At 54.3% G+C, this 14,013-nt stretch carries 10 protein-coding genes and 5 pseudogenes; all 15 read right to left on the minus strand.

What is annotated here, in order from left to right; genetic code table 11:
• Positions 1-117: 117 nt before the first annotated feature.
• The 15 genes and pseudogenes from A0V43_RS09310 to A0V43_RS09375 all read right to left on the minus strand — a co-directional run bounded on the left by A0V43_RS09310 (position 118) and on the right by A0V43_RS09375 (position 14,008).
• Positions 118-732, minus strand: coding sequence for a PH domain-containing protein (locus A0V43_RS09310; protein ID WP_063193845.1), 615 nt, complete (start codon positions 730-732; stop codon positions 118-120).
• A gap of 242 nt (positions 733-974) precedes the next feature.
• Positions 975-1,121: pseudogene (locus A0V43_RS19035) on the minus strand (DUF7916 family protein); the annotation flags it as partial.
• 224 nt (positions 1,122-1,345) lie between these two features.
• Positions 1,346-1,921, minus strand: a pseudogene (locus tag A0V43_RS09315) (PTS transporter subunit EIIC); the annotation flags it as partial.
• Positions 1,921-2,652 carry a GntR family transcriptional regulator gene (locus A0V43_RS09320; RefSeq protein ID WP_063193846.1) on the minus strand — a complete coding sequence of 244 codons (732 nt, stop codon included), beginning with the start codon at positions 2,650-2,652 and terminating at the stop codon, positions 1,921-1,923. The gene A0V43_RS09320 and the pseudogene A0V43_RS09315, both read right to left, overlap by 1 nt.
• Positions 2,649-3,410 carry a glucosamine-6-phosphate deaminase gene (gene nagB / locus A0V43_RS09325; RefSeq protein WP_063192976.1) on the minus strand — a complete coding sequence of 254 codons (762 nt, stop codon included), beginning with the start codon at positions 3,408-3,410 and terminating at the stop codon, positions 2,649-2,651. Before nagB ends, A0V43_RS09320 begins: the two co-directional genes overlap by 4 nt.
• Positions 3,401-4,602: pseudogene (gene nagA, locus A0V43_RS09330) on the minus strand (N-acetylglucosamine-6-phosphate deacetylase). The gene nagB and the pseudogene nagA overlap by 10 nt, the downstream one beginning before the upstream one ends.
• 139 nt (positions 4,603-4,741) lie before the next feature.
• Positions 4,742-6,535, minus strand: coding sequence for an ATP-binding protein (locus tag A0V43_RS09335; RefSeq protein ID WP_063192977.1), 1,794 nt, complete (start codon positions 6,533-6,535; stop codon positions 4,742-4,744).
• A complete protein-coding gene (locus A0V43_RS09340) occupies positions 6,535-7,281 on the minus strand; it encodes a response regulator transcription factor (RefSeq protein WP_063192978.1) in 747 nt (248 codons plus the stop codon). Before A0V43_RS09340 ends, A0V43_RS09335 begins: the two co-directional genes overlap by 1 nt.
• A gap of 75 nt (positions 7,282-7,356) precedes the next feature.
• Positions 7,357-8,543, minus strand: a pseudogene (gene ccsB / locus A0V43_RS09345) (c-type cytochrome biogenesis protein CcsB).
• Between the two features lie 15 nt (positions 8,544-8,558).
• Positions 8,559-10,192, minus strand: a pseudogene (locus A0V43_RS09350) (cytochrome c biogenesis protein ResB); the annotation flags it as partial.
• A 13-nt stretch (positions 10,193-10,205) separates the two neighbouring features.
• Positions 10,206-10,730: a thiol-disulfide oxidoreductase ResA gene (gene resA / locus A0V43_RS09355; RefSeq protein ID WP_011231764.1), complete on the minus strand. Its 525-nt coding sequence runs from the start codon at positions 10,728-10,730 to the stop codon at positions 10,206-10,208.
• Positions 10,731-10,873: 143 nt separating this feature from the next.
• On the minus strand, positions 10,874-11,605 hold the full coding sequence (locus tag A0V43_RS09360) for a pseudouridine synthase (protein WP_011231765.1): 732 nt from the start codon (positions 11,603-11,605) through the stop codon (positions 10,874-10,876).
• A 132-nt stretch (positions 11,606-11,737) separates the two neighbouring features.
• Entirely contained in the window at positions 11,738-12,271 is a 534-nt protein-coding gene (locus tag A0V43_RS09365) for a spore maturation protein (RefSeq protein WP_011231766.1), read from the minus strand.
• On the minus strand, positions 12,271-12,867 hold the full coding sequence (locus A0V43_RS09370) for a nucleoside recognition domain-containing protein (protein WP_012820700.1): 597 nt from the start codon (positions 12,865-12,867) through the stop codon (positions 12,271-12,273). Before A0V43_RS09370 ends, A0V43_RS09365 begins: the two co-directional genes overlap by 1 nt.
• Positions 12,860-14,008, minus strand: coding sequence for a D-alanyl-D-alanine carboxypeptidase family protein (locus tag A0V43_RS09375; protein ID WP_063193847.1), 1,149 nt, complete (start codon positions 14,006-14,008; stop codon positions 12,860-12,862). Before A0V43_RS09375 ends, A0V43_RS09370 begins: the two co-directional genes overlap by 8 nt.
• Positions 14,009-14,013 lie beyond the last annotated feature (5 nt).

Raw genomic sequence — 14,013 nt, forward strand, 5'->3', positions numbered from 1 at the left:
GGAGATCCGCCAGCAAGGGCTATTTTTATGCTTGCTCAAGTTTATCTAGCACCACGGGTTAAGGAAAGATACCTCGCCTCTGGCACGGCGTCTTTCCCCGATACAACCTTCATCTCGTCACTGTTGAATATATTTGTCAAACACAAAGCCGAAATCCTTCACCGTATAGTTCTTTTTCGCTTCCGTCAGCCAGCGAAAAGCGTATTCATTCACGGCTTGAAAATCCGCCGACACATTGGCGCCGTCACCGCGCATGTTGGCCAACACCTTGGCCGCCAGTTCCAAACTCCGCTCCGCATAGTTGAACTTCGTTTCGTTTTCATGGCAAATGTCCGCGATCGCCAGCAGCGATTTATACAAATCTTTCAGTTCCTCAATATGCTTTTTATGCACATCAATGGAGTAGGAATGTGATCCAATTTTAAATTTAATTTCCGCGTCCAAATCGACCGTCCCGGCCGTCTCAAGCGACACGTCGGAAATCGGATGCTTGTAGTAATCGTAGCGGCGCAGCGTCCGTTTTTTGCTCGCGGCGCTCGTGCCGTCCAAATGAATGAGCGCGCGGTTGGTGAAGCAATATTCATCGGATTTCGACTTGATGAGAAAATAGATTTTTTCTCCATCCTCGTGCATCACATAATCATCGGCATCCACTTTGTCGTAGTCTTTCGGCTGAATAACCGAGCCGATGTCGCTTAGCCCAAGCACATCGGCGGCGACTTTTCCAAACATGCTCATGTTCCTCCGGCTCCTTCCACGTTTTATCGGTGCCCACCTATTGGCGGATGAACGGCGTTTTGCCTTAACAAGGCGCCGTACCCTCATTCTGTAATACGTCGCGATCGAAAAAATGTTTCATCGTCGGCAAAAAACGAAAGACCCAACGCCTTTTATGACGGCGTCAGGCCTTACAAGCGACTACAGTTCCCCGCTTAGACGGGAGTCTTTGTTCGTGAGCCGCAAAAAGATCAGGTAAAATTCAACAACAGCAAATCCGCCCCAAACGCCGCGGCCAGTTCGGCGTTGGTGACCGCCGGATACAGCGGCGCAAATTCCCCGATGACTTCCGCGACGATCACCCTGCCTTCTGACGCTTGAATCGATTGTTTTAACTTCCCTCCGAAAGAAGTCTCCTACTTCTAAACGTGAAGGTGCGCCAGCACCAGTGAAAGTGGGAGATGAATTTCGGTTGGCGTTAGCCAACGAATATGATAGAATATGGCTAGAACGGACACCTTCGGAACGAAGGGAAGCGTAAAGGGTTCTTGTGTGTGGCTTACCGTTCAGCGAACACACACAAGTCGCTTGAAGCCCCCACCTCTAAGCGAAGCGTAGGTGGTGGGTAGTTCACCACATGGTGCAATCCGACTGGAATGAGCAGCCGGTTGAGGAACCCGAAAATGCCGACGCCAACCGCCCCGGCGCCAACGATCCAATGGCCGACCGCGTTGATGCCATCTTGAATCGGCGGCCATACATAGCCAAAAATCAAGGCAAGCACGAGCATGACAAGCGATGTCACGATCGGCACAAACCGCCGTCCGCCGAAGAAGCCTAGCCAGTCGGGCAACTTGATATCATGATAGCGATTGTATAAAAGCCCGGCGATCACTCCGGAGATGATGCCGCCCAACACAGACATATTGATGTCTTTATCAATCGCGGCGGCCCCTTTTGTCAAGACAAAGTAGCCGATCGCCCCAGCAAGCGCCGCCGCACCGTTGCCGTCTTTCGCAAAACCGATCGCCACGCCGATGGCGAAAATCAACGCTAAGTTGGAAAATACCGCATCGCCCGCGGCGGCGATAAACGGAATATTCAATAAATCAGGCTGGCCAAGCCGAAGCAGCAATCCCGCCGCCGGCAATACGGCAATCGGCAACATTAACGCTTTTCCTAGCCGTTGCAAAAACCCTAACATCATGATCCTCCCCTTTTCATCTCAATCATAAATTTGTACCGGTCGCCGCGGTACACCGATTTGACGACTTCAAGCGGCCGACCGTCGACAAGGTGCGTGCGCCGCTCAAGCAACAGCACCGGAGCCCCTTCTTTCATCTTCAGATGCTCCGCCTCCACCTGGCGGGCGACCGAGGCTTCCAATGTTTGAACTGCAGAGCCGATGACCAGACCTTTTTCTTTTTCGATAAATTCATAGACGGAACCGCTTACAACATCACGCGTCAGCCCGGGAACAAGATGGACAGGAATGTACAGCGTCTCCAACGCCATCGGCAAGCCGTCGGCCAACCGAAGGCGGCGGACTTCGTAAAGGTCATCGCCTTCCGTGACGCCAAGTCCTTCAGCGAGCTTCTCGGAAGCCGGAACCGTCTCAAAGCTGAGGACGATCGTGCCCGGCTCCAAGCCACGCGCCCGCATATCTTCGGAAAAGCTCGTCAGCCCTTTCAGCGGCTGCTCGATTTTTTGGGCGGCGACAAACGTCCCCTTCCCGCGCCGGCGGATGAGATAGCCATCGTTCACTAAATTGTTGACCGCCTGCCGAACGGTCATTCGGCTGATGTCATACATTTCCGCCAACTCGCGCTCAGACGGGATTATCTCGCCCGGCTGCCATTCTCCTTTTTCAATCTTTTCTTTTATATATTGCTCGAGCTGATAGTAAATCGGAATCGGCGACTGTTTATCGATCACGGCGCATCCACCCACTGCTTTTCCTTTGGGATGAGCGAGAGCGCCTCTCGGTCGGCGATGATCGTCACGTCCGGATGAAGGTGAAGCGCTGAAGCCGGCAAGTCCGGTGTGACAACGCCTTCGAGAAGCCGGGCCATGGCCTCCGCTTTTTCCTCCCCTGACGCCAACAGCACGATGCGGCGGCTGCGCAAAATGGTCGCAATCCCCATCGTAATGGCATAGCGCGGCACGTCATCAAGCGATGGGAAAAAGCGGGCGTTCGCTTCCCGTGTCAGCTCGGTCAGCTCGACGACGTGGGTGGCTGTCGAAAACGGCGTCCCAGGCTCGTTGAACCCGATATGGCCGTTGCGGCCGATGCCCAAGAGCTGCAAATCGATGCCGCCCACTTCATCGATGAGCCGTTCGTAGCGGCGGCATTCTTCGTCAAGATCAGCGGCCAAGCCGTTCGGCACATGCGTCTCGTGAAGCGGGATGTCAAGCTTTGAAAACAAATGCTCATTCATATAATGGCGATAACTGTTCGGATGATCCGGACCGAGCCCGACATACTCATCCAAATTGACCGTGCGCACGAGCCGATACGATGTCCCATGCTGCCGATGATCGGCGGCCAATTCGCGGTACACGCCGAGCATCGTCGAGCCGGTCGCCAAGCCGAGAACGGCGTTCGGCTTTTCCTTGACTTGTTTGATGATGATGTCCGCCGCTTGGCGGCTCATCTCTGCGTAGTCAGCAGCTTTCAAAAGCTTCAAAGCCATCGCTCTTCACCCCTTTCATCCTGCTTGCGATAGGCAAGGGCGCCGCGGCAAAACGTCATCATGACTTCATATCGTTCATTCAACACGACGACATCGGCGTCTTTGCCGGGCCGCAAGCTGCCTTTCCGATCAAGCACGCCAAGCTGTTTCGCCGGATTCCAGCTCGCCATGCGGATCACCTCTTCAAGCGTGCAGCCAGTATAATCGAGCACACGGCGGATGGCCTCGCCAAGCTTGAGCACGCTTCCCGCCAGCGTGCCATCGGCAAGCCGCGCCTCTTGGCCCCGAACAGTCACCTCTTGGCCGCCAAGTTCATATCGCCCATCACCTAGACATTTCGCCCGCATGGCGTCGGTGATTAAGATAAGCCCATCGCTTCCTTTATTCCGGTAAGCGAAGCGGACCATCGGCGGCGCGACGTGCAGCCCATCGGCGATCAGCTCGCACATGACTTCTTCAAACATAAGCACCGCACCGGCGACACCCGGTTCACGGTGATGGATGCCGCGCATCCCATTGAACAGGTGGGTCGCATGCGTCACCCCTGCATGGACCGCTGCTTTTACTTCGTCGTAAACGGCATCGGAATGGCCGATCGAAGCGATCACACCCGTCTGTTTCAAGTAGGAGGCAAGTTCCAGCCCCCGTTCCGCTCCGGGGCAAGCGTGACAAGGCGGATGTGGCCGCCTGCCGTCTTTTGCCAGTGTTGGAACAGTGAGATGTCCGGATCGGCGAGATGGCGCGGGTGCTGCGCCCCGGCGCGCTTCGGCGACAAAAACGGTCCTTCCAGATGAACACCGAGCACTTCGGCGGCTCCCGGCCTGTTCGCCTCCGCCATATAGCGAGCGACGTTGCGAAGCGCGGCTTCGATTTGTTCGCTTGGCGCTGTCATCGTCGTCGCCAAAAAGCTCGTCGTCCCTTCCGCCGGCAAGGCGTTGGCCATCTTGTCAAGCGCCTCCGGGGTCGCATCCATGACATCCGCCCCAGCCGCCCCATGAATATGGACATCGATGAATCCCGGCACGATGGAAAACCGTGAGGAAAGCTCGATCACTTCCGCCCCTGCATCAGTTGGGCACGACGACATCGGCCCGATCGCGGCCACTTTTTCCCCTTCGATCAGCACATACCCTTGTTCAATGTTTCCTGTTTCTGCATACACCGCGGCATTTTTCAATATCCACCGCTTCATCGCGATTCCCCACTTTCTGTATCTCATTATAACATTATATATTCTAGTTGTCTATACCACTAAAACAAATCCGTCAACCAGTTCGCTTAAGCATGAAAGAAGCAGGGAAGCCGTGGCTTCCCCGCTCTTCCAAACGGCGCTACGCTCCTTTCGGCCCGCGGGCCGGCAAATAAAACGAAAACGTCGTTCCTTCGTTCAGTTTGCTGTGGACGGTGATGAGCCCTTTATGCGCTTCGACGATGTTTTTGGCGATGGCAAGGCCCAATCCCGTTCCGGAACGGCCGCGCGTGCGCGCTTTATCCGCTTTGTAAAACCGCTCGAACACAAACGGCAAGTCTTCTTCCGGGATGCCGGAGCCCGAATCTTGGACATGGATCGTCACGCCGTCGCCGCTTCGTTCAGCGATCAAGCGGACCGCGCCGCCTGATTCTGTATGACGGATGGCGTTATCGATCAAGTTGGTCAGCACTTGCTCAATCCGATCGGGATCAAACGCGATGTCCATGTCGCCATCGCGGAATTCGGCCTCCAGCTCGATCCCTTTTTCTCTCGCCAGCCCGTGAAACTTGCGGATCACCCGCTCAATATACGGAGCGAGCTTCACCTGTTCATAGTGCAGCTCGATATGCCCAGCTTCCATGCGCGCCAAGTCAAGCAAATCGTTAACAAGGCGGCCCATGCGCAGCGACTCGTCATAAATGACTTTCGCCATCTCTTTTTTCTCGTCTTCGCTTGCCGCGATATCGTCGATGATCGCCTCGCTGTAGCCTTGAAGCATGGCAATCGGCGTGCGCAATTCGTGCGAAACGTTGGCGATAAAGTCTTTGCGCAGCTTGTCAAGCCGCCGCTCTTCGGTCATGTCGCGCAAAACAGCCACCGCGCCGCGCACCATCGTTTTGCCGTACAGCGGCGTCATTAAAATGACCCACGTCCGCCCCTGCAGCGTCACTTCGGTCGATTGCTCCTTCTCCTCGCGAACGACGCGGGCGAACAGCTCTTTCACTTGCGGCGGCAACGGCGCCATCGCTTCCGCGTCGTTTCCTTGCTCAAAATACCACGCCTGCAAAAACCGCTCAGCCGGCGGGTTCGTAATCAAAATTTCCCCGTCGCGGTTAAACGTCAAGACGCCATCGGCCATGCTGCTTAAAATGCTGGCGAGCTGTTCTTTTTCCTGGTTCAGCGCGTTGATGTTAAATTGGAGCCGCCGTCCCATTTGATTAAACGCCATCGCCAGCCCACCGATCTCATCGTTCGTTAAAATCGGCACTTTCATATCGAAATGGCCCCGCGCCATTTCGAACGCGGCTTGCCGCATTTTCCGAAGCGGGGCGGTGATGCGCGTCGACAAGAAAAAGGCAAAAAACGTCGTCATGATAATGGCGATAAAGGCGGCAAGAAAAATGAGCTCTTTCGTATGCTCCGTTGCATCGGCGATCGCCTCAAGCGACTGGTAAATGAAAACAGCGCCGCGGCTGCCGTCCGGCATTGATAGCGGCACGCCGACGATAATCATGTCGTAAGGCAGCTCTTCATTGTGCTGCCACTCCGGCGCATACAGACGTTTTTTCACCGTCGTCCGATCGGTGAAGACGCGGCGCAAATCGGCATCTTGGCGGATGAACGACAGCGGCACGTCATGCAAGTCAGCGCCATCGGGTGAATACCAATAGTGCGACTCGTCAGCGACGATGACCGCCTTCGTGCGATTGTCCACCAGCGTCCAGGCGATCGAACGGGCGAGCTGCTCGTCGCGGTAATCGTGCATCACCTCGGCCACTTTTGTCGCCAGGCGGGTCAAGTCGTTTTCCGCTTCCTGGACATAATAATCCTCGAAAAACTTGATGAGCAAAATGCTTAAAATGAAAAGCACGCATGCCACAAGCAGCAAAATCGTAAACCAAAGCTTGCCGACGACGCTGCGAAACAGCCACATCAGTCGTTCACTGCCTCAAACTTGTAGCCGACGCCCCAGACGGTGACGATCATTTTTCCCGCCTGCGGCGACGCTTTATTCAACTTTTCGCGCAACCGTTTAATGTGGGTGTCGACCGTGCGCAAGTCGCCGAAAAATTCGTAATGCCATACTTCCTTCAACAGCTGTTCGCGGTCGAACACTTTGTCGGGCGAGCGGGCCAAAAAGAGAAGCAGCTCATATTCTTTCGGCGTTAAGCTGACTTCCTTGCCGTCGACCGTCACCCGGTGGGCATCGTTGTCAATCGTCAAATGCGGAAACACAAGCACGTCTTTCGCCGTCGTCTCCACCGGCGCGTAGGGGGCGTTGGCCGCGCGGCGCAACAACGCTTTTACGCGCAGCACGACTTCGCGCGGACTGAACGGCTTGACGATGTAATCATCCGTGCCGACTTCAAATCCTTGCACGCGGTTCGACTCCTCGCCTTTGGCCGTCAGCATAATGATCGGCGTCGTTTTTTGCTCGCGAATTTCTTTGCAGACGTCAATGCCGTCTTTGCCCGGCAGCATCAGATCGAGCAAAATGACGTCATAATCATTCGTCAACGCCTTCTCCAACGCTTCATTGCCGTCGCCGGCCTCATCGATCACATAGTTTTCCCGCTCCAAATACATTTTCAAGAGCCGCCGGATGCGCTCTTCATCGTCAACCACTAAAATACGGATGGTTTTTTCTTGTTTTTCCAATGCTTTGCACCCTCCCATCATCAATGGAAACACTCCCTATTTTCTAGTTTACCGAAAAACCGGATGCTAGCCAACAGAGCATCCGGTTGTTTTCCATTATGTTCCGGCGTACGAGTGCAATCCCGCAATGACGAGGTTGACCGCCACTAAGTTAAACATAATAATGGCAAAGCCGATGACGGCGAGCCATGCCGACTTTTCCCCATGCCAGCCTTTTGACAGCCGGAGGTGCAAAAAAGCGGCGTAAAACAGCCACGTAATGAGCGCCCACACTTCCTTCGGGTCCCAGCCCAAAAGCGCGTCCAGGCGATTTGCGCCCAAATCATCGCGAAAATGAGCGCCCCGAGCGTAAACACCGGAAACCCGATCGCCACCGCCCGGTAGCCGATTTCATCGGTCAAATCCAAGTTGACGTTTTTCACAAGCGGCTTGAGCGCGGCGGCGATGCGCTTGCGCAGCACAAGACGAAAAGCGGCATACAGCACCGCACCGGCCATGAGCGACCAGATGACCGTATTGAGCTTTCTTGCATTGATGATCGCCGGCATCTCAACAAGCGGCTCCATGCGGCCGGCGCTTTCTTTCACCAGCTCTCCTTTATGCGGCCCGACAAGCGCCGGCATATGGTACTCGGCTTCGGCCGCCTGGCCGTTTTTATCAACCCACGTGAACTTCGCTTCATACCCAGAAAGACCGAACGCTGTCGAAACGATGACAAAGCCGAGCGTGGTAATTAAGCAAAACATGACCACTTCGAGCCAAAACGTCCGTTTCGACGGCTTCGATTGATCGACGACGCGAATCAAATAGATGAGCCCAGCGACAAAGCTGATGGCCAAAATCGCTTCACCAGCCGCCGCCGTCGTCACATGGATGTGCAGCCAATCGCTTTGCAAGGCGGGAATGAGCGGCGAAATTTCCCGCGGAAACATGCTTGCGTAAGCAATCACAAGCAACGCGACCGGCAGCGCAAACAAGCCGAGCACACTCAGCCGGTAAATGAAATAAATAATAATGAAAGCAGCAACCAGCATCATGCCGAAAAAGGTCGTAAACTCGAACAAGTTGCTCACGGGCGCGTGCCCGGCAGCGATCCAGCGCGTCACAAAATAGCCGACTTGGGCGAGAAAGCCGATGATCGTCACGGAGATGCCGAGCTGCGACCAACGGTCCTTCTCTTGCCGTTCTTTTCGCTTGTCGCGAATGGCGCCGCCAAAAAAGAACGTGCCGATTAAATATAGAACGAACGCGATATAGAGCAACGTGCTGCTAAGCTGTGCCATGTCCATGTACTTGTCCCCTTGTCCGGCTTTTTTGTCGTTTTCGAGCTGATCAGCCGGCATCATGACGCCGGTGCCGTCAAGCAAACGGCGCAGCTCGTTTTTCAAGCCGAACCAGTTTTTATTCGTGTGCGCGGCAATCCATAGCTCACCGTTTACCCGCTGCACCCAAATGCGGCGGTGGTTCCAATACATCCCTTGGATGAGCCCGATCATGAAAATCGCGCCGCCTACCCCTAAAATCCAAAGCGTAAAGTCGCGGCGGACGGTCAAACCGGAGACATTGCGGGTTTGAAGCCCTGCGAACGCCATTTTGTATTTGTTGTTGCCAAACGGTTCGATCGTTTGCCGGATGGCGACGAAACTCACTTCCCCTTTCGGCCGGTCCGGCGCGTACATTTTGAACACGAACGCCGGATTGTTCGGCACGCGCGACTTCGTTGACGGATTGCCGTCTTCATCAAACTCAAAATCAGGGAAATAGCTTAATAGCTCAACGCGATACCCATGTCCGAGATTGTACGACTCTTTCGGATCATACAAGTCGACCGTCACTGTACCGAACGTTTTCCCCGACTGCTTGTCCGCCAACTGAAATGACATCGCTTTCGGCTCATTCAAGCGGAAATCGACTTGGTAGAGCGAATAATGGTCGAACTCCAGCGGCTCGTTGACGCGAATCGGATACTCCTTCACTTTTTCAAGCTTCGGCTTGGCGCCAGGGATCACAGGACCGACGCGCTTATACAACACGACGTTTGTTTGATAATTTTTGGCGATCATCCCGTTGCCGACGCGGTCGATGGCAGCGTTGAACACTTCGTTGTCTTTGCCTTTCTCATATGTTTCAAAAATAAATTTTTCACTCTTTAAAAAGTAGCGGCCGTTCGTCCCAGGAATTTCTTTCGTCTCCCCTTCCGGAATCCACATCACCCGATCGATGTACATGCCGGGAACGGAACGAAGCATCGCCCCGATCAAGAAAATGATGAGGCCGATATGATTGACGTACGGCCCCAGCGGGAAAACCGCCCTTTTTCAGCGAGCAAATGCCCGTCTTCCTCACGGACATGGTAGCGCCGCGCAGCCAGCCGTTCTTTCAACACCACCATCGTCTTGTCGAGATCGCTCACATGCGAGACGCCAAACAACCGCTGCCGCTCTAAAAAGCGCGGATGGCGCTTCACCCCTTGCCGCTTCAAGGCGCGGTAAAGCGGAACGACCCGGTCCAAGCTGCAAATGACAAGCGAAACGCCGATTAAGGCGATGAGCAAAATGTACCACCATGAGCCGTACAAGTTGTTAAAGCCGAGCTCATAATACAGCTTCCCTGCCCAGCCGTACTGCTGCTTATAATACTCCGCCGGATCAACGTTCGGCGGAATATACATTTGCTGAGGGAAAATCGTGCCGATCGCCGAAGCGATGAGCGTGATGACGATGAGCGCCACCCCGACTTTGACCGACGAGAAAAACGCCCAAATTTGGTCGATCATCGTTTTTTTGTACGTTTGCGATCGGCGCGCGCTTCCTTCGTAGCGCATGTCCAAAATCAGTTTTTCTCCCAAATCGGCAAGCGGCTTGCCGCACGACTCACAAAACGCCGTGCCGTGCGGATTGACATGGCCGCATTCGCATTTGACGTGTTCCATGGCGCAAAACTCCTTACGGTTTGATGCTTTCTAGATGCCGTTCGATGTCTTCTTTCGTCATCGTTCCGGTAATGATTTGTTTTACTTCGCCGTTTTTGTCAATCAAAAACGTTGTCGGCAGCGGCCCGACGTTATAGGCGTTCAATACTTGATCTTGACGGTCGATCACAATCGGAAATGTCAGGCCGAACCGTTCCGCGAATTTTTCAACGCTCAACTTCGGTTCACCGACATTGACAGCCAAAATTTCAACCCCTTGTTTTTTGTAAATCGGGTACAGCTCGTTCATATACGGCATCTCCCGCTCGCACGGCTTGCACCACGTTCCCCAAAAGTTCAAAAAAACGCCTTTGCCGCGATAGTCTGAAAGACGATGTTCATGCCCTTTCAAATCGGTCAGCACAAAATCAGGCGCCGTCGAACCAACAGCGACAGCCGTTTTCTCCGTGAAAAAATTCGTGTAAATCGTATAGCCGATCGCCGCGAGCAACACGAGCAAAATCGCTGTCCTCATCACTAAGCGCTGTTGTTTTTTCATCGTTCAAACCCCTTTACGTTTCTCCTCCCCCACAGCCAACGCTAGAGGGGGAGGCAAGCGGTTCACAATCTCCCATTTTCCATTATAGCAAAGTCCCTCGCTCGTTTATGCGCAAGGATATGAACGTTATGTGACAATCTTCGTCATTTTCTTCCCCCGGATTGGGCAAGGACGCGCAGCAACTTCACCTCATGCGGCGTCAGCTCGCGGTATTCGCCGGGGCGCAGCCCTTTCAAATCGAGAAACGCGTACCGCTCCCGCTTCAGCTTCAGCACCTCGCAGCCGATCGCCTCAAACATGCGGCGCACTTGCCGGTTTCGTCCTTCGTGGATACGGATTTCCACAATGGCTGTCCCCTTCTTCCGGTCGGCGGAGAGCAGCTTCACTTTGGCTGGCGCCGTCATGCCATCTTCCAACTGCACTCCTTGTTCGAGCCGTTTCAGCTGCTCGTGCGTTGGAATGCCTTTCACTTTGGCAATGTACACTTTTTCAATTTCATACCGCGGGTGCATAAGCAGGTTGGCAAAGTCGCCGTCATTCGTCAACAAAAGCAGTCCAGACGTATCGTAGTCAAGCCGCCCGATCGGATAAATGCGTTTGTCCAGATCTTTGAAAAAATCGGTCACCACTTTGCGGCCTCTGTCATCTTTGACGCTGGAAATCACCCCGCGCGGCTTGTACAGCAAATAATATACCGGCTCTTCGCGCTCGATCGGGATGCCGTCGACTTCGACATCATCGCGCGGCCCGACCTTGACGCCAAGCTCCTTGACGACGCGGCCGTTCACTTTCACCCGCCCTTGCAAAATGAGTTCTTCCGCCTTGCGCCTTGACGCGATGCCGGCGCGGGCGATCACTTTTTGCAACCGTTCCATTCTCTCTCACCTCTTTCATCATCTTACCCTTTCCGTCTAACAGATACAAGTGCGGCACTTTTATTTTTCACCTTTCCCGTTCCCTTTGCAAACAAAAAACCCGCCGGACGAGGGGAACGAAAAAAGGCGCCGCTAGCGCCCGAATACAAACAAAACGATGAAAACAGAAACAATAAAGCTGAGAATGTCGGCCAAAATGCCGACTTTTAACGCATCGCCCATTTTTTTGACGCCGACGGCGCCAAAATAGACGGTGAGCACGTAAAGCGTCGTCTCCGTACTGCCTTGGATCGTAGAAGCAAGGCGCCCGATGAACGAATCCGGGCCGTAAGTAGCGATCAAATCGGTCGTCATGCCGAGCGCCGCCGTGCCGGAAAGCGTGCGGAGAGCCGCAAGCGGAACGACTTCGGCCGGCAGTCCAATGGCATCAGCCAGCGGTTTGATCACTTCCATCATGGCATCAAGCGCCCCTGAGGCTCGGAAAATGGCGACCGACACCAACATGCCGACCAAATACGGGATGAGCGAAAACGCGATCTCGATCCCTTCCTTGCCGCCTTCCACAAACGCTTCGTACGTCGGCACTTTCTTTGCTGTACCGTAAAGCAAAATAAAAGCGATGAGCGCAGGGATCAGCCAAACAGAAAGAAGTTGGACGATGGCCATTATGGCTTCCTGCCTTTCCGCATCCGTTTCCAATAATAGTACCGGTCAATCAATACCGCCCCAATCGTCGAAATCGTCGAGGCGACGATCGTCGTCCCAATGATCTCGCCAGGCGCCGCTGAACCGTACGTCATGCGGATCGAGATGACGGTCGCCGGAATGAGCGTAATGCCTGATGTGTTCATGGCCAAAAATGTCACCATCGACCGGCTCGCCTCGTCGCGGCCGCCGTTGAGCTTTTTTAGCTGCTCCATCGCCTTTATGCCCATCGGCGTCGCCGCATTGCCAAGGCCGAACATGTTGGCGACCATATTCGAGACGATATAGCCGAGCGCGGGATGGCCGGGCGGCACCTCTGGAAACAAGCGGCGTACGAGCGGCATAAACAGGCGCGCCGCTTTGTCAAGCAAGCCGGCGCGTTCCGCGATCGCCATCAGCCCGAGCCAAAACACTAAAATGCTGACCATGCCGATGCTGATCGTCACCGCTTCTTTGGCGCTTTCAAACACCGCTTTGTTCACTTCGTCCATCGTGCCGTTGGCCGCCGCAAAGACGATGCCAATGACCGCCATCATCACCCAAATGAGGTTAACCATCGCTTCTCACACCTAAAAAGCGAAATGCTTGCCATAAAAACCCTCGGCCGCTTCCTTCCTTTCCCGGTTCATACAGCAGCGGCACCGAATCAACCGCCTTTTGATGCAAATAAAGCACCGCCTTTCCGACCTCTGTCGGCACCCGTTCTGGGTATTTTTTCCATTCTTTGCGCGGCTTCAGCAAATACACTTTCACCTGCAGCCCGCTCTCCTCTTTATCGGTCACCGGATATCGCAAATCGCGGACCGCCTGCAGCCGCCCGCGGTAAAACGGATCAGAAATTTTGTCGACCACCCGCTCGCTGCTCACTTTGGCGATGTGATAATGAGAAAATCCATATTCGTACATAGCGATATGATCATTCCAATCGTCCGGTGCATCCAACGTCACGGCGATCAAATCGACGCCGCCTTTGGACGCCGTCGTCACGAGCGTGCGATGGGCCCGTTTCGTATAGCCGGTTTTGCCGCCGGTGCAATATTCGTAAAGACTTGTCAACAACTTGTTTTTATTTCGCCACACACGCGCGCCGTCTTCGCCGGGCGGAGCGGGGGCGCGGTACACTTTCGTCCCCGAGATGCGCCGAAACTCTTTGTTTTTCATCGCATATTGCATGAGCAGCGCCATATCGTACGCGGTTGAGTAGTGGTTTTCCGCGTCATCCAACCCGTGCGGATTGGCAAACTTGGTATCACGCATCCCGATTTCAGCCGCTTTTTGGTTCATTAAAAAAACAAATCCTTCGACGCTGCCGCCGACATGTTCAGCGATGGCCACCGCCGCGTCGTTGCCGGAACGAAGCATCAGCCCATATACCAAATCGCGCAGTTTGATTTTCTCCCCTTGGCGCAAGTAAATTGACGACCCTTCGGTCCGGACAGCGCGGGCGCTGACCGTCACCGTGTCGTCCATCTTCCCCGATTCAATCGCCAAAATGGCGGTCATAATTTTCGTAATGCTGGCGATGCGCCGTTTTGTATAGGCATCCTTGGCAAACAAAACCCGCCCGGAATGCTGCTCTATCAAAATCGCGCTTTTTGCGCTCACCCCATCCATAGCGCGCATCCGCTCTGGAACAAATGCCATAATCCCCGCAGCGAGTGCAAGAATGAGCGCAATGAGCCGCTTCTGCTTATTCATCTCAT

Source organism: Geobacillus sp. JS12 (assembly GCF_001592395.1).
Classification (GTDB): domain Bacteria; phylum Bacillota; class Bacilli; order Bacillales; family Anoxybacillaceae; genus Geobacillus; species Geobacillus zalihae.

Coding starts and splice junctions, on each gene's coding strand:
- A0V43_RS09370 (WP_012820700.1), bottom strand. CDS start 12,867: ATGGTTAACCTCATTTGGGTGATGATGGCGGTCATTGGCATCGTCTTT.
- nagB (WP_063192976.1), bottom strand. CDS start 3,410: ATGGCTTTGAAGCTTTTGAAAGCTGCTGACTACGCAGAGATGAGCCGC.
- A0V43_RS09310 (WP_063193845.1), bottom strand. CDS start 732: ATGTTTGGAAAAGTCGCCGCCGATGTGCTTGGGCTAAGCGACATCGGC.
- A0V43_RS09360 (WP_011231765.1), bottom strand. CDS start 11,605: ATGGAACGGTTGCAAAAAGTGATCGCCCGCGCCGGCATCGCGTCAAGG.
- A0V43_RS09375 (WP_063193847.1), bottom strand. CDS start 14,008: ATGAATAAGCAGAAGCGGCTCATTGCGCTCATTCTTGCACTCGCTGCG.
- A0V43_RS09335 (WP_063192977.1), bottom strand. CDS start 6,535: ATGTGGCTGTTTCGCAGCGTCGTCGGCAAGCTTTGGTTTACGATTTTG.
- A0V43_RS09365 (WP_011231766.1), bottom strand. CDS start 12,271: ATGGCCATCGTCCAACTTCTTTCTGTTTGGCTGATCCCTGCGCTCATC.
- A0V43_RS09340 (WP_063192978.1), bottom strand. CDS start 7,281: ATGATGGGAGGGTGCAAAGCATTGGAAAAACAAGAAAAAACCATCCGT.
- resA (WP_011231764.1), bottom strand. CDS start 10,730: ATGAAAAAACAACAGCGCTTAGTGATGAGGACAGCGATTTTGCTCGTG.